This is a genomic window from Pseudomonas sp. BJP69, assembly GCF_007633355.1.
In the GTDB taxonomy this organism is placed as follows: Bacteria; Pseudomonadota; Gammaproteobacteria; order Pseudomonadales; family Pseudomonadaceae; genus Aquipseudomonas; species Aquipseudomonas juntendi.
This window is the reverse complement of sequence record NZ_CP041933.1, coordinates 2,819,302-2,835,955: the sequence shown is the minus strand read 5'-3', so window position 1 is coordinate 2,835,955 and position 16,654 is coordinate 2,819,302. Positions and strand designations below refer to the sequence as shown.

The 16,654-nt window shown below is 51.2% G+C and carries 19 protein-coding genes; 12 read left to right on the top strand and 7 right to left on the bottom strand.

Translation table 11 applies throughout. From position 1 onward, the window contains the following. The first annotated feature begins 778 nt into the window (after positions 1-778). The 4 genes from FPB55_RS13125 (at position 779) to FPB55_RS13110 (ending at position 5,285) form a co-directional block, all read left to right on the top strand. Complete coding sequence (locus tag FPB55_RS13125) at positions 779-2,548, top strand: Mu transposase C-terminal domain-containing protein (RefSeq protein ID WP_144188370.1); 1,770 nt, start codon at positions 779-781, stop codon at positions 2,546-2,548. Between the two features lie 83 nt (positions 2,549-2,631). Further along, positions 2,632-3,543: a TniB family NTP-binding protein gene (locus tag FPB55_RS13120; RefSeq protein WP_238706584.1), complete on the top strand. Its 912-nt coding sequence runs from the start codon at positions 2,632-2,634 to the stop codon at positions 3,541-3,543. 109 nt (positions 3,544-3,652) lie between these two features. Beyond that, positions 3,653-4,345 (top strand): AAA family ATPase, encoded by a 693-nt coding sequence (locus FPB55_RS13115; protein ID WP_144188368.1) that lies wholly within the window; start codon positions 3,653-3,655, stop codon positions 4,343-4,345. Next, complete coding sequence (locus FPB55_RS13110) at positions 4,317-5,285, top strand: TniQ family protein (protein ID WP_144188366.1); 969 nt, start codon at positions 4,317-4,319, stop codon at positions 5,283-5,285. Before FPB55_RS13115 ends, FPB55_RS13110 begins: the two co-directional genes overlap by 29 nt. Positions 5,286-6,141: 856 nt before the next feature. Here FPB55_RS13110 and FPB55_RS13105 read toward each other — a convergent pair. After that, positions 6,142-6,531 carry a hypothetical protein gene (locus FPB55_RS13105; RefSeq protein ID WP_144188364.1) on the bottom strand — a complete coding sequence of 130 codons (390 nt, stop codon included), beginning with the start codon at positions 6,529-6,531 and terminating at the stop codon, positions 6,142-6,144. A gap of 349 nt (positions 6,532-6,880) precedes the next feature. Here FPB55_RS13105 and FPB55_RS13100 point away from each other — a divergent pair, with 349 nt between their 5' ends. From FPB55_RS13100 to FPB55_RS13085, 4 genes are all read left to right on the top strand, one after another. Continuing rightward, positions 6,881-7,261, top strand: coding sequence for a hypothetical protein (locus FPB55_RS13100; protein WP_178097508.1), 381 nt, complete (start codon positions 6,881-6,883; stop codon positions 7,259-7,261). A gap of 21 nt (positions 7,262-7,282) precedes the next feature. Further along, positions 7,283-7,687, top strand: a complete 405-nt coding sequence (locus FPB55_RS13095) for a hypothetical protein (RefSeq protein WP_144188362.1) — start codon at positions 7,283-7,285, stop codon at positions 7,685-7,687. Between the two features lie 83 nt (positions 7,688-7,770). After that, positions 7,771-8,502, top strand: a complete 732-nt coding sequence (locus tag FPB55_RS13090; RefSeq protein ID WP_144188360.1) for a metallophosphoesterase — start codon at positions 7,771-7,773, stop codon at positions 8,500-8,502. Between the two features lie 62 nt (positions 8,503-8,564). Continuing rightward, positions 8,565-8,960 (top strand): hypothetical protein, encoded by a 396-nt coding sequence (locus FPB55_RS13085; protein WP_144188358.1) that lies wholly within the window; start codon positions 8,565-8,567, stop codon positions 8,958-8,960. A 17-nt stretch (positions 8,961-8,977) separates the two neighbouring features. Here the strand turns inward: FPB55_RS13085 and FPB55_RS13080 are convergent, their stop codons facing one another. Further along, positions 8,978-9,271 carry a hypothetical protein gene (locus FPB55_RS13080; protein WP_144188356.1) on the bottom strand — a complete coding sequence of 98 codons (294 nt, stop codon included), beginning with the start codon at positions 9,269-9,271 and terminating at the stop codon, positions 8,978-8,980. Positions 9,272-9,436: 165 nt separating this feature from the next. Here FPB55_RS13080 and FPB55_RS13075 point away from each other — a divergent pair, with 165 nt between their 5' ends. Beyond that, the gene (locus FPB55_RS13075) at positions 9,437-9,754 is read left to right on the top strand and encodes a hypothetical protein (protein ID WP_144188354.1); all 318 of its coding nucleotides are present in this window, start codon (positions 9,437-9,439) and stop codon (positions 9,752-9,754) included. 127 nt (positions 9,755-9,881) lie between these two features. Here FPB55_RS13075 and FPB55_RS13070 read toward each other — a convergent pair whose 3' ends face one another. Genes FPB55_RS13070 through FPB55_RS13055 form a run of 5 tightly spaced genes read right to left on the bottom strand, consistent with a single transcriptional unit; the run spans position 9,882 to position 14,155 of the window. Continuing rightward, positions 9,882-10,361: an ATP-binding protein gene (locus FPB55_RS13070; RefSeq protein ID WP_238706583.1), complete on the bottom strand. Its 480-nt coding sequence runs from the start codon at positions 10,359-10,361 to the stop codon at positions 9,882-9,884. Beyond that, positions 10,358-11,170, bottom strand: a complete 813-nt coding sequence (locus tag FPB55_RS13065) for an IS3 family transposase (RefSeq protein ID WP_232555061.1) — start codon at positions 11,168-11,170, stop codon at positions 10,358-10,360. The genes FPB55_RS13070 and FPB55_RS13065 overlap by 4 nt, the downstream gene beginning before the upstream one ends. Positions 11,171-11,199: 29 nt before the next feature. Beyond that, positions 11,200-11,559, bottom strand: a complete 360-nt coding sequence (locus FPB55_RS26680; RefSeq protein WP_009685034.1) for a transposase — start codon at positions 11,557-11,559, stop codon at positions 11,200-11,202. Continuing rightward, complete coding sequence (locus tag FPB55_RS13060; protein ID WP_238706582.1) at positions 11,559-12,854, bottom strand: DUF87 domain-containing protein; 1,296 nt, start codon at positions 12,852-12,854, stop codon at positions 11,559-11,561. The genes FPB55_RS26680 and FPB55_RS13060 overlap by 1 nt, the downstream gene beginning before the upstream one ends. Then, positions 12,851-14,155, bottom strand: coding sequence for an SIR2 family protein (locus FPB55_RS13055; protein ID WP_178097507.1), 1,305 nt, complete (start codon positions 14,153-14,155; stop codon positions 12,851-12,853). Before FPB55_RS13055 ends, FPB55_RS13060 begins: the two co-directional genes overlap by 4 nt. A gap of 538 nt (positions 14,156-14,693) precedes the next feature. On the opposite strand from FPB55_RS13055, the gene FPB55_RS13050 reads away from it, so the two are divergent. The 3 genes from FPB55_RS13050 (at position 14,694) to FPB55_RS13040 (ending at position 16,609) form a co-directional block, all read left to right on the top strand. Next, positions 14,694-15,104, top strand: coding sequence for a siderophore-interacting protein (locus FPB55_RS13050; protein ID WP_178097506.1), 411 nt, complete (start codon positions 14,694-14,696; stop codon positions 15,102-15,104). 10 nt (positions 15,105-15,114) lie between these two features. Then, positions 15,115-15,336, top strand: a complete 222-nt coding sequence (locus FPB55_RS13045) for a hypothetical protein (RefSeq protein WP_144188350.1) — start codon at positions 15,115-15,117, stop codon at positions 15,334-15,336. Between the two features lie 364 nt (positions 15,337-15,700). Continuing rightward, the gene (locus FPB55_RS13040) at positions 15,701-16,609 is read left to right on the top strand and encodes a LysR family transcriptional regulator (RefSeq protein WP_144188348.1); all 909 of its coding nucleotides are present in this window, start codon (positions 15,701-15,703) and stop codon (positions 16,607-16,609) included. Positions 16,610-16,654: the final 45 nt, after the last annotated feature.

The window sequence follows — 16,654 nt, the reverse complement described above, 5'->3', positions numbered from 1 at the left end:
ACGACTGATTTTACGTCGAACGGGGTTTCTTGGTGCGCCAGTCGCTAAATCGTGAGACACGGCTGACGCGCCGTTTTTGCTGGGCAAACCACCAGCCTGATCATATTGATGAGACATTTTACAGCAATGTCTCCTAAAGAAGTGAACATTTTCACGTCATGTCTCATTGTTGATTTATGACGCTACAAGGGAATGTCTCGCTTTTGCGCGCCAGAATAAAGCAATAAATTGACACGGCACGGGTGTTAAAGGAAAAAATCTCCAAACCCGCATAGTTGCTGGGCTGTAGCGAGGCGAGGCCTCGCAGAGATCCTAACAATATATGCTATATGTTTGTGGGCGCGGGCAAGGTAAAGTAAATCCAAAGTTGTTATATGAGTATTTTCGATTGATGCTGGCTATGTTTTCTAAATAGCCATCAAAAATCATGTTTGATTTTCAAGTTACCACTTGATCTATTGATCGCGATATTATTATCGATACTTCGCTACTACATCTGCTGCACGCCGCTGCCTATATGACGTTGGGGCGCTTTTGGAATCTCTAGGATATTCAGCCAAGAGGCGCAATTTGTCAATATATATATTGTTGTGTTATGCCTTTGACTCGCCGGCCTTCTGCGAGGAGGGCTTGACCTGCGAGCTTACTGGAAGTTTAACTAGAAAGAGTTTCACGGCCTCGGTCGAAGAAGCCCGCTCTTTAAAAATCAATCGCGACCTTACTATAGGCAGTATTCGTGTAACTACATCTGCCGTGGTGAAAGTTAGAGTAAATATTAATGAATGATGAGAAGAATGGTGGCGACAGCAATGAGATCATGCTCGACATCAGAAGTGGCCCTAAAACTCTCGAAAGACATTACGAGGCAAGGAAGAGATATGAAGTAATCATGGATTGTCTCGGGGGAAGGCTTGAGCGCCAGCGAGCGATAGATATCCTTCAAGTAAGTAGATCTCATTTTCAGCGACTTTTAGCGAAGTGCAGGGGAGCTGTAAATTACAAAGCCTTAGTTAAAGAAAAGAGCGGTCGAAAATTTGGAAGTTTGCGCGGGCGCAGTGACACTTTGAGTCTCATTGAAGAGATGTTTAAAAAGCATTTCCCTTCAACGCGAACATTCGCAGGCGTGTGGGCTGCATGTCAAACAGAGGCAGATGTCCGAAAAATGCCACGCCCCTCCTATCACCTGGTAAAGCGATGGATTCGCTCTCAAGACTCAACTCTCATCTTCAAGCTTAAAAACGGCGAAGATGTTGCCAAGCAGAAGCTTGACCTGCGGGATGGTTACAAGAAAACTGTTCGAGCCCTTGAGTGGGTGCAAATCGATCACACCCCGATGGATTTGCTGGTTGTAGATGAAGATGATCGAACCCAGGTTCTTGGTAGGCCATATATAAGCCTGGCAATCTGTTTGCACACCAGGGCGATATTAGGATTTTACATAAGTTTGCTTCCGCCCAGTGCTGTGTCCGTGGCTATGCTGATGGAGACGATAGTTCTCCCTAAGAATGACTTGCTAAAAGGGTGGGGCTTGCCAGAGGATTTGTGGCCGATGTACGGCAAGCCAGAAGTCATTCACTCAGATAATGCAAAGGAATTTGTGTCAGATGTGTTCGTACTGAATGCTAAGTCATTCGATATTACCGTATTGCATCGCGCTATTGGGCGAAAGCATGAAGGTGGGCACATCGAAAGTCTTATCGGAAAGCAGATGCTACACACTGTGCATCAATTGCCTGGTGCTACTGGTTCTAACACGCTGCAGCGAAAGAAGATGAATAGCGAGGCAAAGGCTTGCTTTACACTGTCCGGGCTTCGTCAAGCAATGGTTTATCGAATCAAAGCGTATCATGAGACTAAACATTCGAGTCTGGGAAGATCACCTAGAGAAGCTTGGGAATCCGATTTTTCGGGAAGCTTTCATTCGCGTGAGTTGCCAGAGAACGAGCACAATACCTTCAAGTACACATTCTACCCCGAAGTACCAAAAAAGAAAAAAGTGGCACCTGAAGGCATCGAGATGTTCCGTCGGTTTTATTCTGGCCCCCTTCTTAAAGGGTTAGTTTCAGAGGAGCTTGACGTGAAGTATGATCCGTATGACCTCAGCTATATTCTTGTAAAAATAGAAGGGGAATGGAAGAAGGTTAACTGCAAAAGAAATAGGTTCAACAAAAGCAGTGATTTCGAAATGTATAGGTGGCAGAGGCAGCAACGGGGAGATCGAGATGGCACCATGAGCCCTGATGGTGCAAGAGCTTTAGGTGAATTCCACAAAACATCTGCCAAAGAGCAGAAAGCAACCCGGTCGGAGAAACAAATTAGGAAACGACAGAAGGGAAAAGAAGACTACAGAAAAGAACAGATTAAAAGATCTAAGAGTCCTGATTCCGCTAAGCCTGGTGTGCCGATCACGAGACGCAGCGAAAGTAAAGGGATGCCAGTAAGTGCCTATAAAAATAATGTATTTAGCTTTACAGGTGGTATGAATGCTGTATCGGAAGCAAGTGATGAATTCGATATGCCATTGATTTACGAGACAAGTTCGCCTTAAATTTAAAGTTCTTCGCTGCGTGCTAGAGGCAATAGGGTGGTTTGATAGAGTTGATTAAATTGGCTCTAGCACAAGGCTATTTTGTGAGTGCAATTAAATTGGATTTCAACCATGTTCATCAGTCCATACACAAACTTTTTAATCTTAGTGATCAAGAGCGAATGCTAGCATGTGCACGTGATCTTTGGGTTCGACACCCAAGTGCAGAGCGCATCATTGACTCCATACACTTTGCTATGAAAATGGAGGGGCGCATTAACGCACCATGCATGCTATGTGTTGCTCCGGGGGGGACGGGGAAAACAGCGCTGATTCATGAGCTTAGGAAGAGAGATGTTTATGCCGAAAACAAGATGTTGTTTGTCACCATGCATCAAAATGCAAATAACTATAATTTGCGAGATCTGATTTTGGTAGAGATGGGTTTGAAGGTTGGCAGGAGAGCTCGGGCGGGTGATAACCTAACTCCTGAAATGCAGAATCAAATAAAATTCAACAAAATCAGAGGGATAGTCATTGATGAGGTACATGATGCTTTGACTTTGACCGCTGCGCAGCAAAGACAGAATCTATCATTGCTCAAAAACCTTTCAAGTGATATCTACGGCCTTTCGGTATTTGCTTTCGGTGTTCCTGCTGCTGCCAGGGTTTTAAGGCAGGATACGCAACTTGAAAGGCGATATGCGGTTAGGTCTCTCGCTGCGTGGGTTAATGGCCCGGAATACAGAAGTTTTGTTGCCACTTATATTAATATGCTCCCGCTTAAAAATCAAACGAACCTTAAGGATCAGCAGCTTTATCTAAAGATCTTTGAGAAAAGCCAAGGCTTGACCGACAATATTGTAAAAATAATACAGTCTGCCGCAATGGTGGCTATTCTGGATAAAAGTGAGCGAATCACTCAGTATCATATTGATAACATTGAGGAGGTTATGGAGAATTTCACATTTTCCCTTCGTCTCAATGAAGATGATGAAAGTGAAAGCGATGATTAGGTGCGAGAAAAATTTTGAGTTGGCCCGCATCGTACTTGCTAGTCGACATGGTTTCCAGTACAGATCCCAATCATGGATAGACACATCAGATAGGCTCGTCAATTTTCTGATGTCTGACAAAAGTGGTCAGATTGCTGCTGTTACAGGCCCTTCTGGAAGCGGCGTAACGATGATGTTTCGAAGACTTATACTGCACCCGGCGTTCGATGGGGTTAAGATTTCAGCAAAAATCGAAGGCAGTGATTCTCGTTTAGTCGATCATATCTGTGCAGAGTACGGACTTACGCCCCCTGATATGAAGTTCAAGCGTTTTCCCTTAGTGTTAGCACAATATCTGAGGTTGACGGGAAAGAAGCACCTATTGATTGATGATCTAGATTGTTTAAGTGGCTCGGCACAAGGGTACTCAAAGCTGGCAGATGAGATTAGCAAATTGCAAACTGCCGAGATTAAACTGAATTTGATCATTTCGACTAGGTCTAGACAGTTGCTGACTCAGATTGCTAAGCACTGTGTCGATATCTCGGAAATAAGGTTAGAGCGTGCACTATTCAGGGATGAATGTGTGCAACTGATCAATCAGTTTTGGGATTGGTGTAATGCTAACTTTGCACTGGATTTTGGCTACCCTGATCAGGCTTTAAAAGCGTGCGCTGAACTGGAGTTTGAGATAGATAAGGTGATGGCTTACCTTGAATATACTTATGCAGCAAAAATTCTATTTGGGGCAAGCTTTGATAGCCGCAGCTTCGCAAGCCAGGAAAATTTAATGTATGAGGTCGAGTCATATTTGTACGGTTGAAAGGCTGAAGGGTGAAAGCCTTTCTTCTTATATGTATAGGTTCGCGCAAAGCAATGGTCAAGCGCTTGATCTGAAGTTGGTGGTGAGTTGCAGTGATGGTAAGTGTGATCAGGATTTTCCCAATGAGCATGAAATGGCTCGGAGATTTGCCGATAGTGGCGTGACAATTCCAGATTGCGATGACTGCGATTCTATCGGAAAAGCGGCTATAGTTCCGGCAAAATTTCGAAAATCTTATTGCTATGAATGCATCGCGGAGGGGCTTATTAATGTTAAGGAGTTTGCTTGGAGGCTTGAGTGGAGGTTATTGTATGCGCCATATTGTAGTATTCATAACACTTTACTCAGAGATGCTCCTGAAAGCGTAGCTTTGAAATACGACTTCGGACGAAAGGTGTTCGAGAGTCATTGGCATGCAGATAGCTTCAGAGAGCGCCATAATGTTGTTAGTGAAAAAGATTCTGCTTTGCTGGCTTTAGGTGCGCGTTGCCAGTCAACGCTGTTACTGCGAAGGTCGATGATAAGCGTAGATGACAGGGATCGTTTTGATAAATTTCTAATTTCATTGATGCGCGCTCTGTTAATGCCTGACTTTCATTATTCTTACATTGCTCATCAAATCTCAAGCTGGAGAGGATCTGAGTGTTTTCCGAAGTATGGTAGGAATTTTTATGTTAACTATTTTTTTGAGATCTACAGGGTATCCACCTTTGCAAGGGCTCGAGCCATTTATCTTGTGGGGTTGTTAATGGGGTTGGTAACCTCTCAGGAGGCAGGGGAGGCATTAGATTATAATTATCATTTTATTTATTCTCCAGATAAAATTTGGGAGCGTATCGACCGTAATTCGAGTCTAAAGCAATGGTTTAAGATGGATTTAGAGCGCTATGGTACAAGCGAGCTTTCTGAAAGTCATTTGCTGGGGCGGAAGTATGTTTAACTACATTTTTCCGATCTTTTTACGCCCCGATTACTACGTGTTGTCCTCTGATGGTTTCGTGAGCTCAAAGGTTGTAGTTTGCTTAATGGTTGAGTCGGGAAGCTTTAGGGTTATAAGTTGGTCTGCATGCTTTGGTTATCCACCAATAAACATGATCGAGCGGGCAAGGTTAAAACTTATGTGCTCTTTGCCTGGTTGCGGTTTAAAGCGCGTTAGTTGCAAAGTTCAAGGTCTGTTTTCAGGGATTTTGCTTCCCTGCTCAAAGCCTAATGCTAAAAATGTGCAGGAGGATCTCCCGCTTCGCGCTTTAGGTAGTTATGATAGGCCTTATAAGGTTGAAGCGTATAGGGTCTCACTATTTTGTTTATTTTATGATTGGGGTGCTGATGTTGTTGCGGATATTGAAAATCCATATTGCATTACAGTTCTAATATTGCAGCGCATCCTGAATGCTTCTATAAATAGGTGTCTTGGTGAGTCTTTCAGTTAGTCTATTTCTTAGTTGATGCGCTGCCTGTAGATTGTGGACGTTTAGATTCATAATTTCAACGCTTCGTCTCGCGGTGTTGATAAATTTGATTCAAGCGTTATACCCAAATCTTCCTTTTGACGTTACGTGTGTGCAACCTTGCGAGGGGATGCGCAAAGCGTGCCTGTAGATAGATGCTGGCATAAGGCAAGCAGAGGTAGCATCTCAGAGGTGGGAAACGTGCAGCAGTGGAACCCAGTAATAGGTGGAATCATGGCACCGCAATGAATTTTCTCGACTGGTAAGATGACTATTTGAGTATTCTCAGCGGATCATCCTGCAGAATGAATTGCGTTGCAGCCCAGATGAGAGTTCTGAAGCGCCACCTCAAGGAAGGGTCTTCCAGATTCGCCCTACGGTTGAGCGAGACAGCCCTAGGTTCTCATAGACCTCTTTCTGGGACTTTCCTGCAGCTTTAAGCGCTCCTATGGCAGCAATGGTGTCTGGAGAGTGGCGCTTGCCAGGCTTCTTCGGAGCAAGCTCACCATCGACGATCTCGCTAGGTATCCGCGCTGTTACACCCGCGTCGTCCAAAAGCTTCAGCTCAGCTGAGAGCTTGGCCATTAATTCGGCGGTAGACACGCCTTCATCGAGGCAGGTAGCCAAAATCTGAATGTTCAGAGGATGTATGTTGAGTCCAGCCGCTACCTTGCTCAGGGTATCCAGGGTTACCCCCGTTTGAGCGCTTTCCAGGTTGCGAAGGGTACGGGATTCCACATGCGACACCGCCTCCCTGGCTAGATCGTGATGAGCCCGGATTGTGCGTAGTACCGCTGCGAGGGCTTGCCTCGTGAGCATTGTGTATCCCCAAAACCGAGAATACAGCCACATTGATCAATCCCGTGCCATGCCTTATATTGCCGACTATGACGCATTGGCGCGCGGGTTACGCATCTCGAGCAGTACCTACCAAGCGGTAGAGACGGCTAGAGCTGCTCCGGAACTCCTCGCTTAGGTTGGACAATTCACCTGAATTGGCAAGTAGCGTGCGTCATGAAGATCACGAAGATCGGTGGTTCATGCTTCATCCTCCCTAAGGTGAGGGTGGTAGAAAAAGGTGACGCTAGTGTTTGTAACTTACGAAAATGAGCTTCAAGGGCAGTTCAACGCACCAGAAAGCACTCGGCTGCTTTGGGGGTCTGTGGACGTCAGCCTTTGTGAATATTCGTTTCTGATCGAGGGAGTGGGTCTTCAGGACGGTCGAATCGGGCCGGTTACGCGCCATGTCGCAGATGTTTCAACGCTCCAGCTGATCCAAGGGGCTGAGAAGGGCATTCTCTTGATGATAGATAAGGTTCAACTGATCACGCCGCCTTCAATGAACAATCAGGGCAGATATGTCATGGACGTTCTCGCTGAGATTCGGATTGTTCCCGGTACCGAAGTGAAGCCGGTCTACGAATTTCTGACAGAGGATGGGCGGGTCTACACCAGTGCCCGTACGTGAGCCTCTTTCTGGGGATTGGGCATGCCAATTTTGATTGAAGAGGCCTTCCAGTTTCTCTACGGCGATGGGGAGAGGCTTGCAGGTTGGTTTAGAGATCCGGAAGAGCTCGTTTGCCTGGCCCAGCAGACCTTCCCCGGTAAGCCTTACTGCTTGGTCAAGCGGTGGGTGGTTGCTGAGATGCTCGGGCCTGAAGATGAGCTGTCGAAGATCGTGTCTGATGGGCTGCTTACGAAAGTACTCTTTTCGCATGAAGTCGTGCGAGACAGTCGAAACCGTTTTCCGCCTGGGCACTGGGTTCGGAGCAGCTTCGGTATTTCGCATGCCCGCGTATGCATGTTCGAAACCAGAAGCACCGTTTACCTCCTGCTAGGTTATGGCTGCAAGAAGCAGGCAAGCCTCGATACGGTTTTCTCGCTGCGTCCCTAGAGCTACCGGAGATAGCCCGGCTTCCCTTCGGTGAAGCCTTGGAGAAGCGATCCTTTCAATGCTGCTCGGGAGTGAGAGAGCTGATGAGAGTATTGATCTACTCAGATCTGCATTTGGAATTCAGGGGCTTTGAGCCTCCCCAGGTCGATGCGGATTTGGTGGTACTCGCTGGAGATATTTCAGTGCGCAGTCAGGGCGTGACTTGGGCAAACCAGACTTTCAACTGCCCAGTCATCTACGTCCCCGGTAATCACGAGTACTACAAAGGTGGCCACCTGGATCGGACGCTCGCCAAGATGAAGCTGGCTGCGAAGGAGCATGTGCATGTCCTCGAAAACGAATGCTTGGTCATTGGTGATACCCGATTCCTGGTTACCACCGCCTGGACAGACTTCACCTCAACCGGCGATTACAAAGCTGCGATGTACGAGTGTTGGGAGTGGATGAATGACTTCAGGGTTATCCGGAGCGGGGAGGGGTTCAGGAAGCTTCGCCCCGTCGATCTCATTGCTCGGAACATTAACGCCCGCGATTTTCTCGCTACCGAACTCGCTAAGGATTTTTGGGGGAAAACCGTAGTGATCACTCACCACTGCCCGATCCAGGAAGTAGCTGGTAATGGGCACGAAGGTCATCTGGGTGCTGCGTATTTCAACCAATGGCATGACCTAGTTTCGCAAGCTGCTACCTGGATCTTCGGCCATACCCATTACGCGGTCGACACGGTCGTTGCGGGATGTCGGCTCGTTTCGAACCCGAAAGGGTATCCCGGTGAAAAGACCGGCTTTGTGCCGGACTTCATCATTGAAATCTAAGCGCCTCTAGGAGCGAAAGCCGTCAGAGGGATGTTGAATTGGGCGCAGGAGCGCAAGAACACATGACAGATGAGATCATGAGGTACCCAGGTGAAGAACCATCGATTTTTCAGCTCACGCGCATCATACAAGCGATGGGTCAGCAGTATCCTGTGCCGATCACTGCCTATCTGAGCGACGTTGAAATTTCGAACGATTGCGCAGTCGGGGTCGTGGTTGGTCAAATTGTTCCAGGGCTTATTGAAAAGCGCACAGGGGCATATTTGCTTACGACCCCGCCGATCTTCTCGTTGAATAGAGTAGGGCGCTTCTGGGTGGTAGATACAAAGGCGGGGAATTTCGTACTGACTTCATTCAAGCGCGGAGCGGGCCGGAAGAGTCTTCGAGCACTGATCGCAACCGCTGACCAACCTCACGCATCTTCGGAGCGCGAGCCAGGCGCCTTTACGGGCGCCTGAAAGGTCGAATATACGGATCAGGTGAGCGTCGCGAGAAGTGTACGCAAAAAATCCTGACGACGATGAATCGAGCTAAGGATCACGTAGTCGCGTTCGCCATCTGGTGGTAGATGACCACATTCCATTAGGCCGATGATGTAACCCTCCGCCTTCCCTCGGGCCTCGCGCAGGTCTTGCTCTGTTGTGGATCTGTGGATGTCATCCACCAGGCGTTTCCAACGCTCGGCTTGGCGTTTGCCGGTAGGGTCACTGGAGAAGGTAGGAGCGTGAAGGAGTGTCTCGTAATAACCGGGCGCAGCTAGCGTGCTCAAGCGGGATGCTCCAAAGATTTAACTTGAGGCAAGGTTATCATGCGTACACTCAATCGCCTGTCACTGGCCCGTCATGGGCAGGCTCCTCGCATCTATCCGCTGGAAGCTGAGCATAGAGTTGTGAGGTCTGGCTAGACACATGCTGGCAGTTTGCGGAGGTGTGGTATGAAGGTCACGCAAGCAGATGAACAAGCCATGGCCACCGACGTGCTATGCGATGTCTGCGGTATGTCTACGCGAGATGGCGAAGGTGAGCCCCAGTACGGAACGATGCATGCGTCATGGGGCAAAGGCTCAGCGCATTGCGGCGAGGAGTATGAGCTTCACCTGTGCGAGAGCTGCTTTTTCTCGCAAGTAGCTGAGATGAAGCGGGTGCGGTGGCTTGCTGTGATGTTCGATGAGGAAGGCGACGCTATTTTGGGTGATGACGCCTTCGGACGCGTTACTAAATCTGCCAAGGAGGGTGGTGGAGAGCCTTGCTGACCGTAAGCCCACGGTTTAGGTCGAATTATGGAAAAGCAATAATTATTGCTGATGCATAATTTTCGCCAGCCTGCAGCGACCGCAAGTGGCGCGCTTCAACGATAGAAGGGCGCCACTGGGTAGTAGACTAGCTTGGCTTCCCCCAAGTGCTTTGGAAGCTGGGGCCATCAGACTTGGGTGGCTGGGTTGGTTTCGCTATCTGTATCGTAACCGGGATCGGGAAATCCACACCCACCATCGCTACCTCACCCTGTTTCAGGTTTGGCAGGAATGCAGCAGCAGAGCGATCGATCTCACCGCAGGCTCGTTCAACGACTTCGCGGTCACGGTCGTTAGTAAGCCGGTGAACGAGCAGGGTACCCATCTGACTGAGCACGCCTTCGGTTATGTCGCGTGGTCGCTGGGTCGCCAGGCAAATGTTCAGCCCGTATTTTCGACCCTCCTTCGCGATCAGTTCAAAGGCATCCAGATTCTGTAGGTCATCCTCGTTACCGACGGTTTTGCCGAGGAAATTATGAGCCTCGTCGAGGATAGTGATTAGCGGCCTTGTCCTGAAAACCTCAGCCCTGAACTGGTCAAGTAATTTTGGACACCGGTTAAGGTTCATACCGCTATCTTGAGCTTTTCCTCCATGGCTACCGGCGTTTCATAGCCGTTGTAGCTGTGGAGACGCTTGAGGTTGTAGCGCATCAGATAAGCCTGGATATCTACTCGTGCCTGCGCTTCGGTCTCGTAGCCCCCTGCGGGCATCCACTCTGACTTCAACGCTCCGAAGAACCGCTCCATGGCAGCGTTATCCCAGCATTGGCCTCGATGGCTCATGCTCTGGTTCAAGTTGTACTCATCGAGCGTGGCTCTGAATTTATGGCTGGCGTACTGACAGCCCTGGTCTGAATGAAACATTACACCCGCTGGCCTACCTCGCGACTCAGCTGCCATGCGCAAGGCGTTACAAGCCAAATTGGCATCTGCAATCATCGAGAACGCCCAACCCACTACTCGGCGGGCATAAAGATCAATCACGGCGGCCAGGTACAACCAGCGCCTGCCAACCTGAATGTAAGTCACATCGCCACACCAAACCTCATTGATTGTCGAAACTTTGAAATTACGCTTCAGCTGATTCTCCGCGATCAGTGCTTCCGCGCCCGATGACCGATACCGGTGCGGCCTGCGCTGCTTGCATTTCAGGCCAGCTTCTCGCATCAACGCGCGCACCTTGAATCGCCCGACTTCATGGCCCTCACGCCGCAATTCCTGCACCAGCGTTCGCGAGCCAGAGGCACTTCGTGACGCGTTGAAGTGCTTAACCGCAAGCAGACGCAGAGCATCCCTGGCCGGGTTTTCACGCCCTTGGCGTTTGCGCCACGCGTAGAAGCTGCTGCGCTTGACCCCAAGCACGCGGCAGCAGTCGATAACAGGGTATTGCTCACTCAGCTCGTTGATCAGCGAGAACGATCTTTGGAGTCCCGAAGCAGAAGAGCACTGGCCTTTTTTAGGATTTCGATATCCCGATCTTTTTGCCGAACCAGCGCTTCGAGTTCTTCAATTCGTTGCTGCTCGGGAGTGATCGCTTTGGCTCCAGCTGGAACCTTGCCGGCTCGCTCTTCACGCACCTGCTCAACCCAACGACGCAACGCCGTAGGCCCAAGCCCAAGGGCCGCGCAGACTTCGGGGACTGACTGGCCACCGTCCAGCACCATTTCGGCAGCTTGGACTTTGTATTCTCTTGAGTAAGATTTACGCACTGATTTTGCCTCCAATTGGGCGCCATCATAGCGCCCGATGAAGATGTCCAAAATCATTAGGCCAGTTCAGCCCGGGCTCGCTGCAGTAGAAGTCTTCCGATAACGTTGGCCACCACCTCACGGGCGTTGAACTCGTATCCAATTGAGCTCAAGCAGACCCTGAACAGCTTCCTGTCGCTGCGAATGAAGCTGTCCAGTTGATCTACGAAACTGGGAAGGTCGGCAGCGGGACTGAAGACGCAGCCCAGCGACGGCGACTCCATCACGCCGAGGATGCGGGTCATCAGGGATGAGCAGTGTGAGATCTCGTTACTCGCCCCCCCAAAACGCTCAGAATCATTGAAAGCGGTCGGGTAACAGCACTCCTGCACTAACTGAGATACCAACTTGCGAGGGTTAAATGGCGTGGTTGGATTTCCTACTAGGCTTGCGTTGTTTCCTCTGTTCATGGCCTCACGGTAGACCTCTTTTGATTGGTCTATCTTAAAGACGATGTGCCTTGGGAACAGGTCAGGTGCGAGATGTACGAGTCGGAGGCTTTTGATCGCCTCCCTCAGTTTAGGGCCTTGGGTTTTACCTGATGGTTGGAAGAGGGCTATGAAGTCGGACTCGGTGAAGCTCGTCGGCGGAATGGCGACTTCTACAGAGCCTCCAGCCAGATGGAGAGGGCTGCCAAGATGGCAATGAACCGTGTCATCCCCAACGAGCGAACGGTACTCACCCGTGGCATCGATCAGCACTACTTTCGCTGAGAAGCGGCGACACTCCTCGATTAGCTTGGATGTCGTCCAGCTCTTGCCGCCGCCTGTGGAGCCTAGGATTGCGCAATGCCTTCCGAAAATTTTCTCAGGAGTGACAGCAATTGGAAATCCGCCATCCCCGGCAACGTGACCAAGGTTCAACGCCACCTCAGGTGGCGCACCATCGACCCCCGTTGAAGTCAGCAATGGAATCTGGGAGATAAACTCTCCTGGGGCGGAATAGACCCGGTCGCCAAGCCGTGGGTATGAGCTCACTCCCGCCGTGACTCGCAAGGATTGCGGGTTTACGGAGCCGAGCAGCCGTATGAAGCCGATTGCATCGATTTGGCGGCTGCCTGCAAAGTCTTGGGAAATCTCCGAGCGATCCCTGTCAGGCAGTGTCACCTCGGTTATGCGCCCGAGCAGCACGGCTTGCTGGCCTTCAATGAGCACCAGCTCGCCCACTTCACCTTTGCCGTACCGGTTGTGTCCCAAGTATTGGCCGCTCACGTTGCCCGCATGTGCCAGGTTGGTCTTTACCAGGTGAGCGCTCACACTCGAAACCACGCCAATTTTGAGATTGCTAGCAAGAATTCCGTCGAGAGCACTCATGCGTTGTGACCCCCCAGGCGTCTGACGGCATTCGCCAACTGCTCTGCGGGAGAGGCTGTTCTCAGGTGCGGAATGTGGCTGACCAGATCGCTGAACGAGCCACTGATGAAGTGGATGTCCAGACCACGCTTGGCGAGGTCATGGAATCTGCCCCAATAGTCGCTTGAGCCATGATGCCCCCGATTATGCAGGTGCGTGATGCATTGGAAATCGCAGAGTATGAGTTTCAGGCTCGGGTTGGATTGGATCGCTGAAAAGATTGGCTCGGAGAGGTGATCATCGTTGAAGCCGAAGCCCGCCACGATGAGGCAGCTGTTGGGCTGACGCAAAAACTCCAAGTAGCGCGACAGAAGCTCCAAGTGAGGCTGCAGGAATGCCTGCTGGTATTTGCCTTTGGCAGGGTAGATGAGGCACGCGTTCCCAGGAGTAGGCGCAGTGTCTTCGTAGATGTCCTTTTCCTCTCTGCTCCAGCTGACTGATCCATGCAACTTCAGTAGCTGGAACACACCTTCGGCGAACTCATGACCTTCCGCCTCTCGCCTGACGATGTCGTAGCTAAAATGCTTGCCATCGAACCGCCGCCTACGGGTGTAGGAGAAACCATCGATGGCCATCATGCCGAGGTCAGAGGCTGCTGTCTCGAAGCACATGTCATAGTTTGTGGTGAAGACCTTCAGGCGAGGATCTCGGACTCGTCGTCTCGCCAGCTTCTGCAGCAACTGCCTGTATGCCGAAATATCGGCGGTAGGGGCCCTCAGGAATGCAGAGCATGCGTCCAGGATGACTGCTTTGACCTCGCTGACGAATTCTTCGACGGTCGCGTCTTTGTTGAAGGCGAGATAGGCGTCGCACTGTGAAAGGAAATGCTCGATGTTTGGATTGATGGTTTCTTTGTAGTGCACCACATCCATCACGCGTGCTGCCGCTTCGGTAGGATCCCCTGAGCCAGGCGTACACATCGAGCGCTTCCACAGATCCCACATGCTCGGCCCACCTGGAGCCCCTAAAGACGTTCCACTTCCTGCCAAGAAGCCCAGATTGGGAACTTGCAATGCCGCAGCGAGCATGTCCGACAGAGCTGTGCGGTTGGAGACGATCCTCCCTGGATCAGATAGTGGAGCGCCCTTGAGGACGAAGTGGGCTTGTTCATTCAACGGCGCCCAATCAGAAGCCCCTGGTGCCAGATAGGCCTGAAGGCCCTTACGGTTGGCATCTAGCTCCACAGGTTTGTCAGCAGCGGGCGAGGGTACTACGGCATCTTCAGAAGGGGTGACGGTTGGCGGGGCGTTTTCGTTGGACATCAACACGATCCTTGAAGGTGTGGCGTATCCCGATGGCGTCCTATGGGCCAATCGAGTGCGCGTGATGAAACCTTTGGGCAACGCAGTGTGAGCATAATGCCATCAGCGTTCTCAAGCTGATAGATGGGGATCAGAACCCCTCTTTCAGAATGAGAATTTGAAGATAGCTGGAGTGCGTGTACCGAGAAGGCTTTCTATGGCGTTGAGCTTCTGCACATTCGCCGGCTTCTCGGCTATCTGGGCCACATTAGCGTTCCATCTCGCCTCGCCAGCATTCGGTCTTGGTACAGCCGCTGCAGGCCTCTTCGGCTTGTGGGGGGGGCGCCCGGGGCGTTGTTGGCCCCCTTTGCTGGTCGTTTAGCTGACCGGTGGGGCAGTGGCTGGGTGAACCTGATTTCTCTTGGCTCCCTGATGCTATGCGCTGTGACTGTGCTGGTTGCCGGTGACGCATCGCTGGTAGCTCTTGTCGTCGCGATTAATCTCCTGGACTTCGGCCAGCAGTCAGGACAGGTGGCAAACCAGGCGCGCATTTTCGGTCTTGAACCCAGCATCCGAGCGCGCCTGGCTGCTGCTGGCCGGCGATGAAGCCGCATTGCCTGGCATCGCGGCAATCCTAGAAACGCTTCCAGAAGACCTGGTTACACATGTCTTCATCGAGATCCCGAACGCGGACGAGCAACAGCCACTGACGGTAAGCGAAAACACCTATGTGCGGTGGATCTCGCGACAAGGCGAAAGCGGTCAGCCAGAGGAAACCCTCGCGGAGGTGCTTCGTTACAGCCCGCTACCTACTCGTTCGGGTGATGCCTGGTTGGCCGGGGAAGCTTCGATTATTCGCTTGTTGCGAACCCGCCTTTTACGCGAGCGTTCATTTGAGTTGGGGCGCGTTCATGCTGCTGGGTACTGGAAGCAGGGTGAACAAGATCACGGCGACCTGGCGGCGGGCTGAGGGGCACCTAATGAAAGCGACCATGGCTGGCTCGATGTTGCCAGCGGCTGCGCCCTTGTCGCTGGTGTTGATGCTCGGTTCCATGTCGGCTTGGGCCGAGACCGCCAATGTTGTAGAGCTGCAGAGAATTCAGATTGAGTCTTCGCCTATTCAAGCAGATCAGGATGGCTGGGTTACGTACAGGTCAAGCGCAGGCTCGAAAACCGACACCGCCCTAAGCAAAGTGCCTTGAAGCGTCGCCGTAGTCGGGTGGCAGCAGATGGACAAACAGAAAACACAGACGGCTACTTGTGGAGCTTGCTGGCTGTTCGACCGCGAGATCAGCCAGCTCACAAAATCTGCCTGACAAGCGAATCATAGCCAGGCTCAGAATGTGTTGTCTGTCATCGACCTGGAAAAACGGCCCATTTTGAGGGGTTATGTATGGGGTGAACAGCATCGGGAGCTCAACGCAAAGCTATCCGCCATTTCGCCCTCGCGAGCTATCGTCCTCAGTAACAGTTTAGAAACGCTACCATAGCGAACTAGGCCGCCACCTTATGTGCCAATTGGTGAAATTAAGGACGGCGTTTTGGCAATCCTGTGTGGGGAACCCGATGCTTCATAAGCAGCTGATCCGGCGTTTAGACTTGATCACCTTACAGCTCTTCGTAGCTGTACACGAAGAAGGCACGCTGACGCGTGCATCTGCGAGGGAGGCTATTGCGGTATCGGCCGCTAGTAAGCGTTTGATGGAGCTGGAGGAGGCACTGGGTGTTCCGCTTTACTCCCGCACAGCCAAAGGTATGGATCTTACTGCTGCTGGTGAGACGCTTTTACACCACGCTCGACGGATTCTGACTGAAGTGGAAAAAGTCGGGATCGAGGTGGGCGAGCACCTGCAAGGGCTCAGAGGCTACGTGCGGATGCTCGCGAACCTGTCGGCAATTATCCAGTTCCTGCCGGAGGATCTCCATGATTTCGTGCTTAGCCACTCCCAGGTTAAGGTGGATTTGGAGGAGCGTCCGAGTGACGGCGTGGTGCAGGGGATCATCGACGGAGTCGCTGACCTGGGTATCTGCTCGATGGACAGCGAGACCCACGGTCTACACAAGGTGCCATATCGTCACGATCAACTGGTGGTGGTGACACGCAACGATCACCCCCTCGCAGAGCGTGATCAGGTCGCATTCGTTGAAACGCTCATGTATGACCACATAGGGCTGCATTCAGCCAGCTCGATCAATAATCGAATACATGCTGCGGCAAAAGCCTTGGGGCAACCCCTTCGTTTACGTATTCATGTCCCTGGCTTCGACGCAGTGTGTCGCATGGTTCAGGCAGACATGGGCATAGGTATTTTGCCACACAAGGCGTTCGAGCTTTTCGGACGAGGGTTGGGGTTGACAGCCGTAAAACTCAGCGACGAGTGGTCAGATCGAACATTGGTTCTATTGGTGCGTGAGGGCGAAGCACTATCGCCGGTCAGCCAGCTGCTGTTCGACCATCTGCAACAGCCTCGCTAACCTCGCTTGTTCGCGAAACGCGAACGCCTCTTTCCGATAAACCGT

What these genes read in the sequence shown, in the direction of transcription:
- FPB55_RS13075 (WP_144188354.1), top strand. Translation starts at nt 9,437, where the DNA reads ATGAAGGTCACGCAAGCAGATGAACAAGCCATGGCCACCGACGTGCTA.
- FPB55_RS13045 (WP_144188350.1), top strand. Translation starts at nt 15,115, where the DNA reads ATGAAAGCGACCATGGCTGGCTCGATGTTGCCAGCGGCTGCGCCCTTG.
- FPB55_RS13090 (WP_144188360.1), top strand. Translation starts at nt 7,771, where the DNA reads ATGAGAGTATTGATCTACTCAGATCTGCATTTGGAATTCAGGGGCTTT.
- FPB55_RS26680 (WP_009685034.1), bottom strand. Translation starts at nt 11,559, where the DNA reads ATGATTTTGGACATCTTCATCGGGCGCTATGATGGCGCCCAATTGGAG.
- FPB55_RS13125 (WP_144188370.1), top strand. Translation starts at nt 779, where the DNA reads ATGAATGATGAGAAGAATGGTGGCGACAGCAATGAGATCATGCTCGAC.
- FPB55_RS13040 (WP_144188348.1), top strand. Translation starts at nt 15,701, where the DNA reads ATGCTTCATAAGCAGCTGATCCGGCGTTTAGACTTGATCACCTTACAG.
- FPB55_RS13110 (WP_144188366.1), top strand. Translation starts at nt 4,317, where the DNA reads ATGAGGTCGAGTCATATTTGTACGGTTGAAAGGCTGAAGGGTGAAAGC.
- FPB55_RS13095 (WP_144188362.1), top strand. Translation starts at nt 7,283, where the DNA reads ATGCCAATTTTGATTGAAGAGGCCTTCCAGTTTCTCTACGGCGATGGG.
- FPB55_RS13055 (WP_178097507.1), bottom strand. Translation starts at nt 14,155, where the DNA reads ATGTCCAACGAAAACGCCCCGCCAACCGTCACCCCTTCTGAAGATGCC.
- FPB55_RS13085 (WP_144188358.1), top strand. Translation starts at nt 8,565, where the DNA reads ATGACAGATGAGATCATGAGGTACCCAGGTGAAGAACCATCGATTTTT.
- FPB55_RS13115 (WP_144188368.1), top strand. Translation starts at nt 3,653, where the DNA reads ATGTCTGACAAAAGTGGTCAGATTGCTGCTGTTACAGGCCCTTCTGGA.
- FPB55_RS13070 (WP_238706583.1), bottom strand. Translation starts at nt 10,361, where the DNA reads ATGAACCTTAACCGGTGTCCAAAATTACTTGACCAGTTCAGGGCTGAG.
- FPB55_RS13060 (WP_238706582.1), bottom strand. Translation starts at nt 12,854, where the DNA reads ATGAGTGCTCTCGACGGAATTCTTGCTAGCAATCTCAAAATTGGCGTG.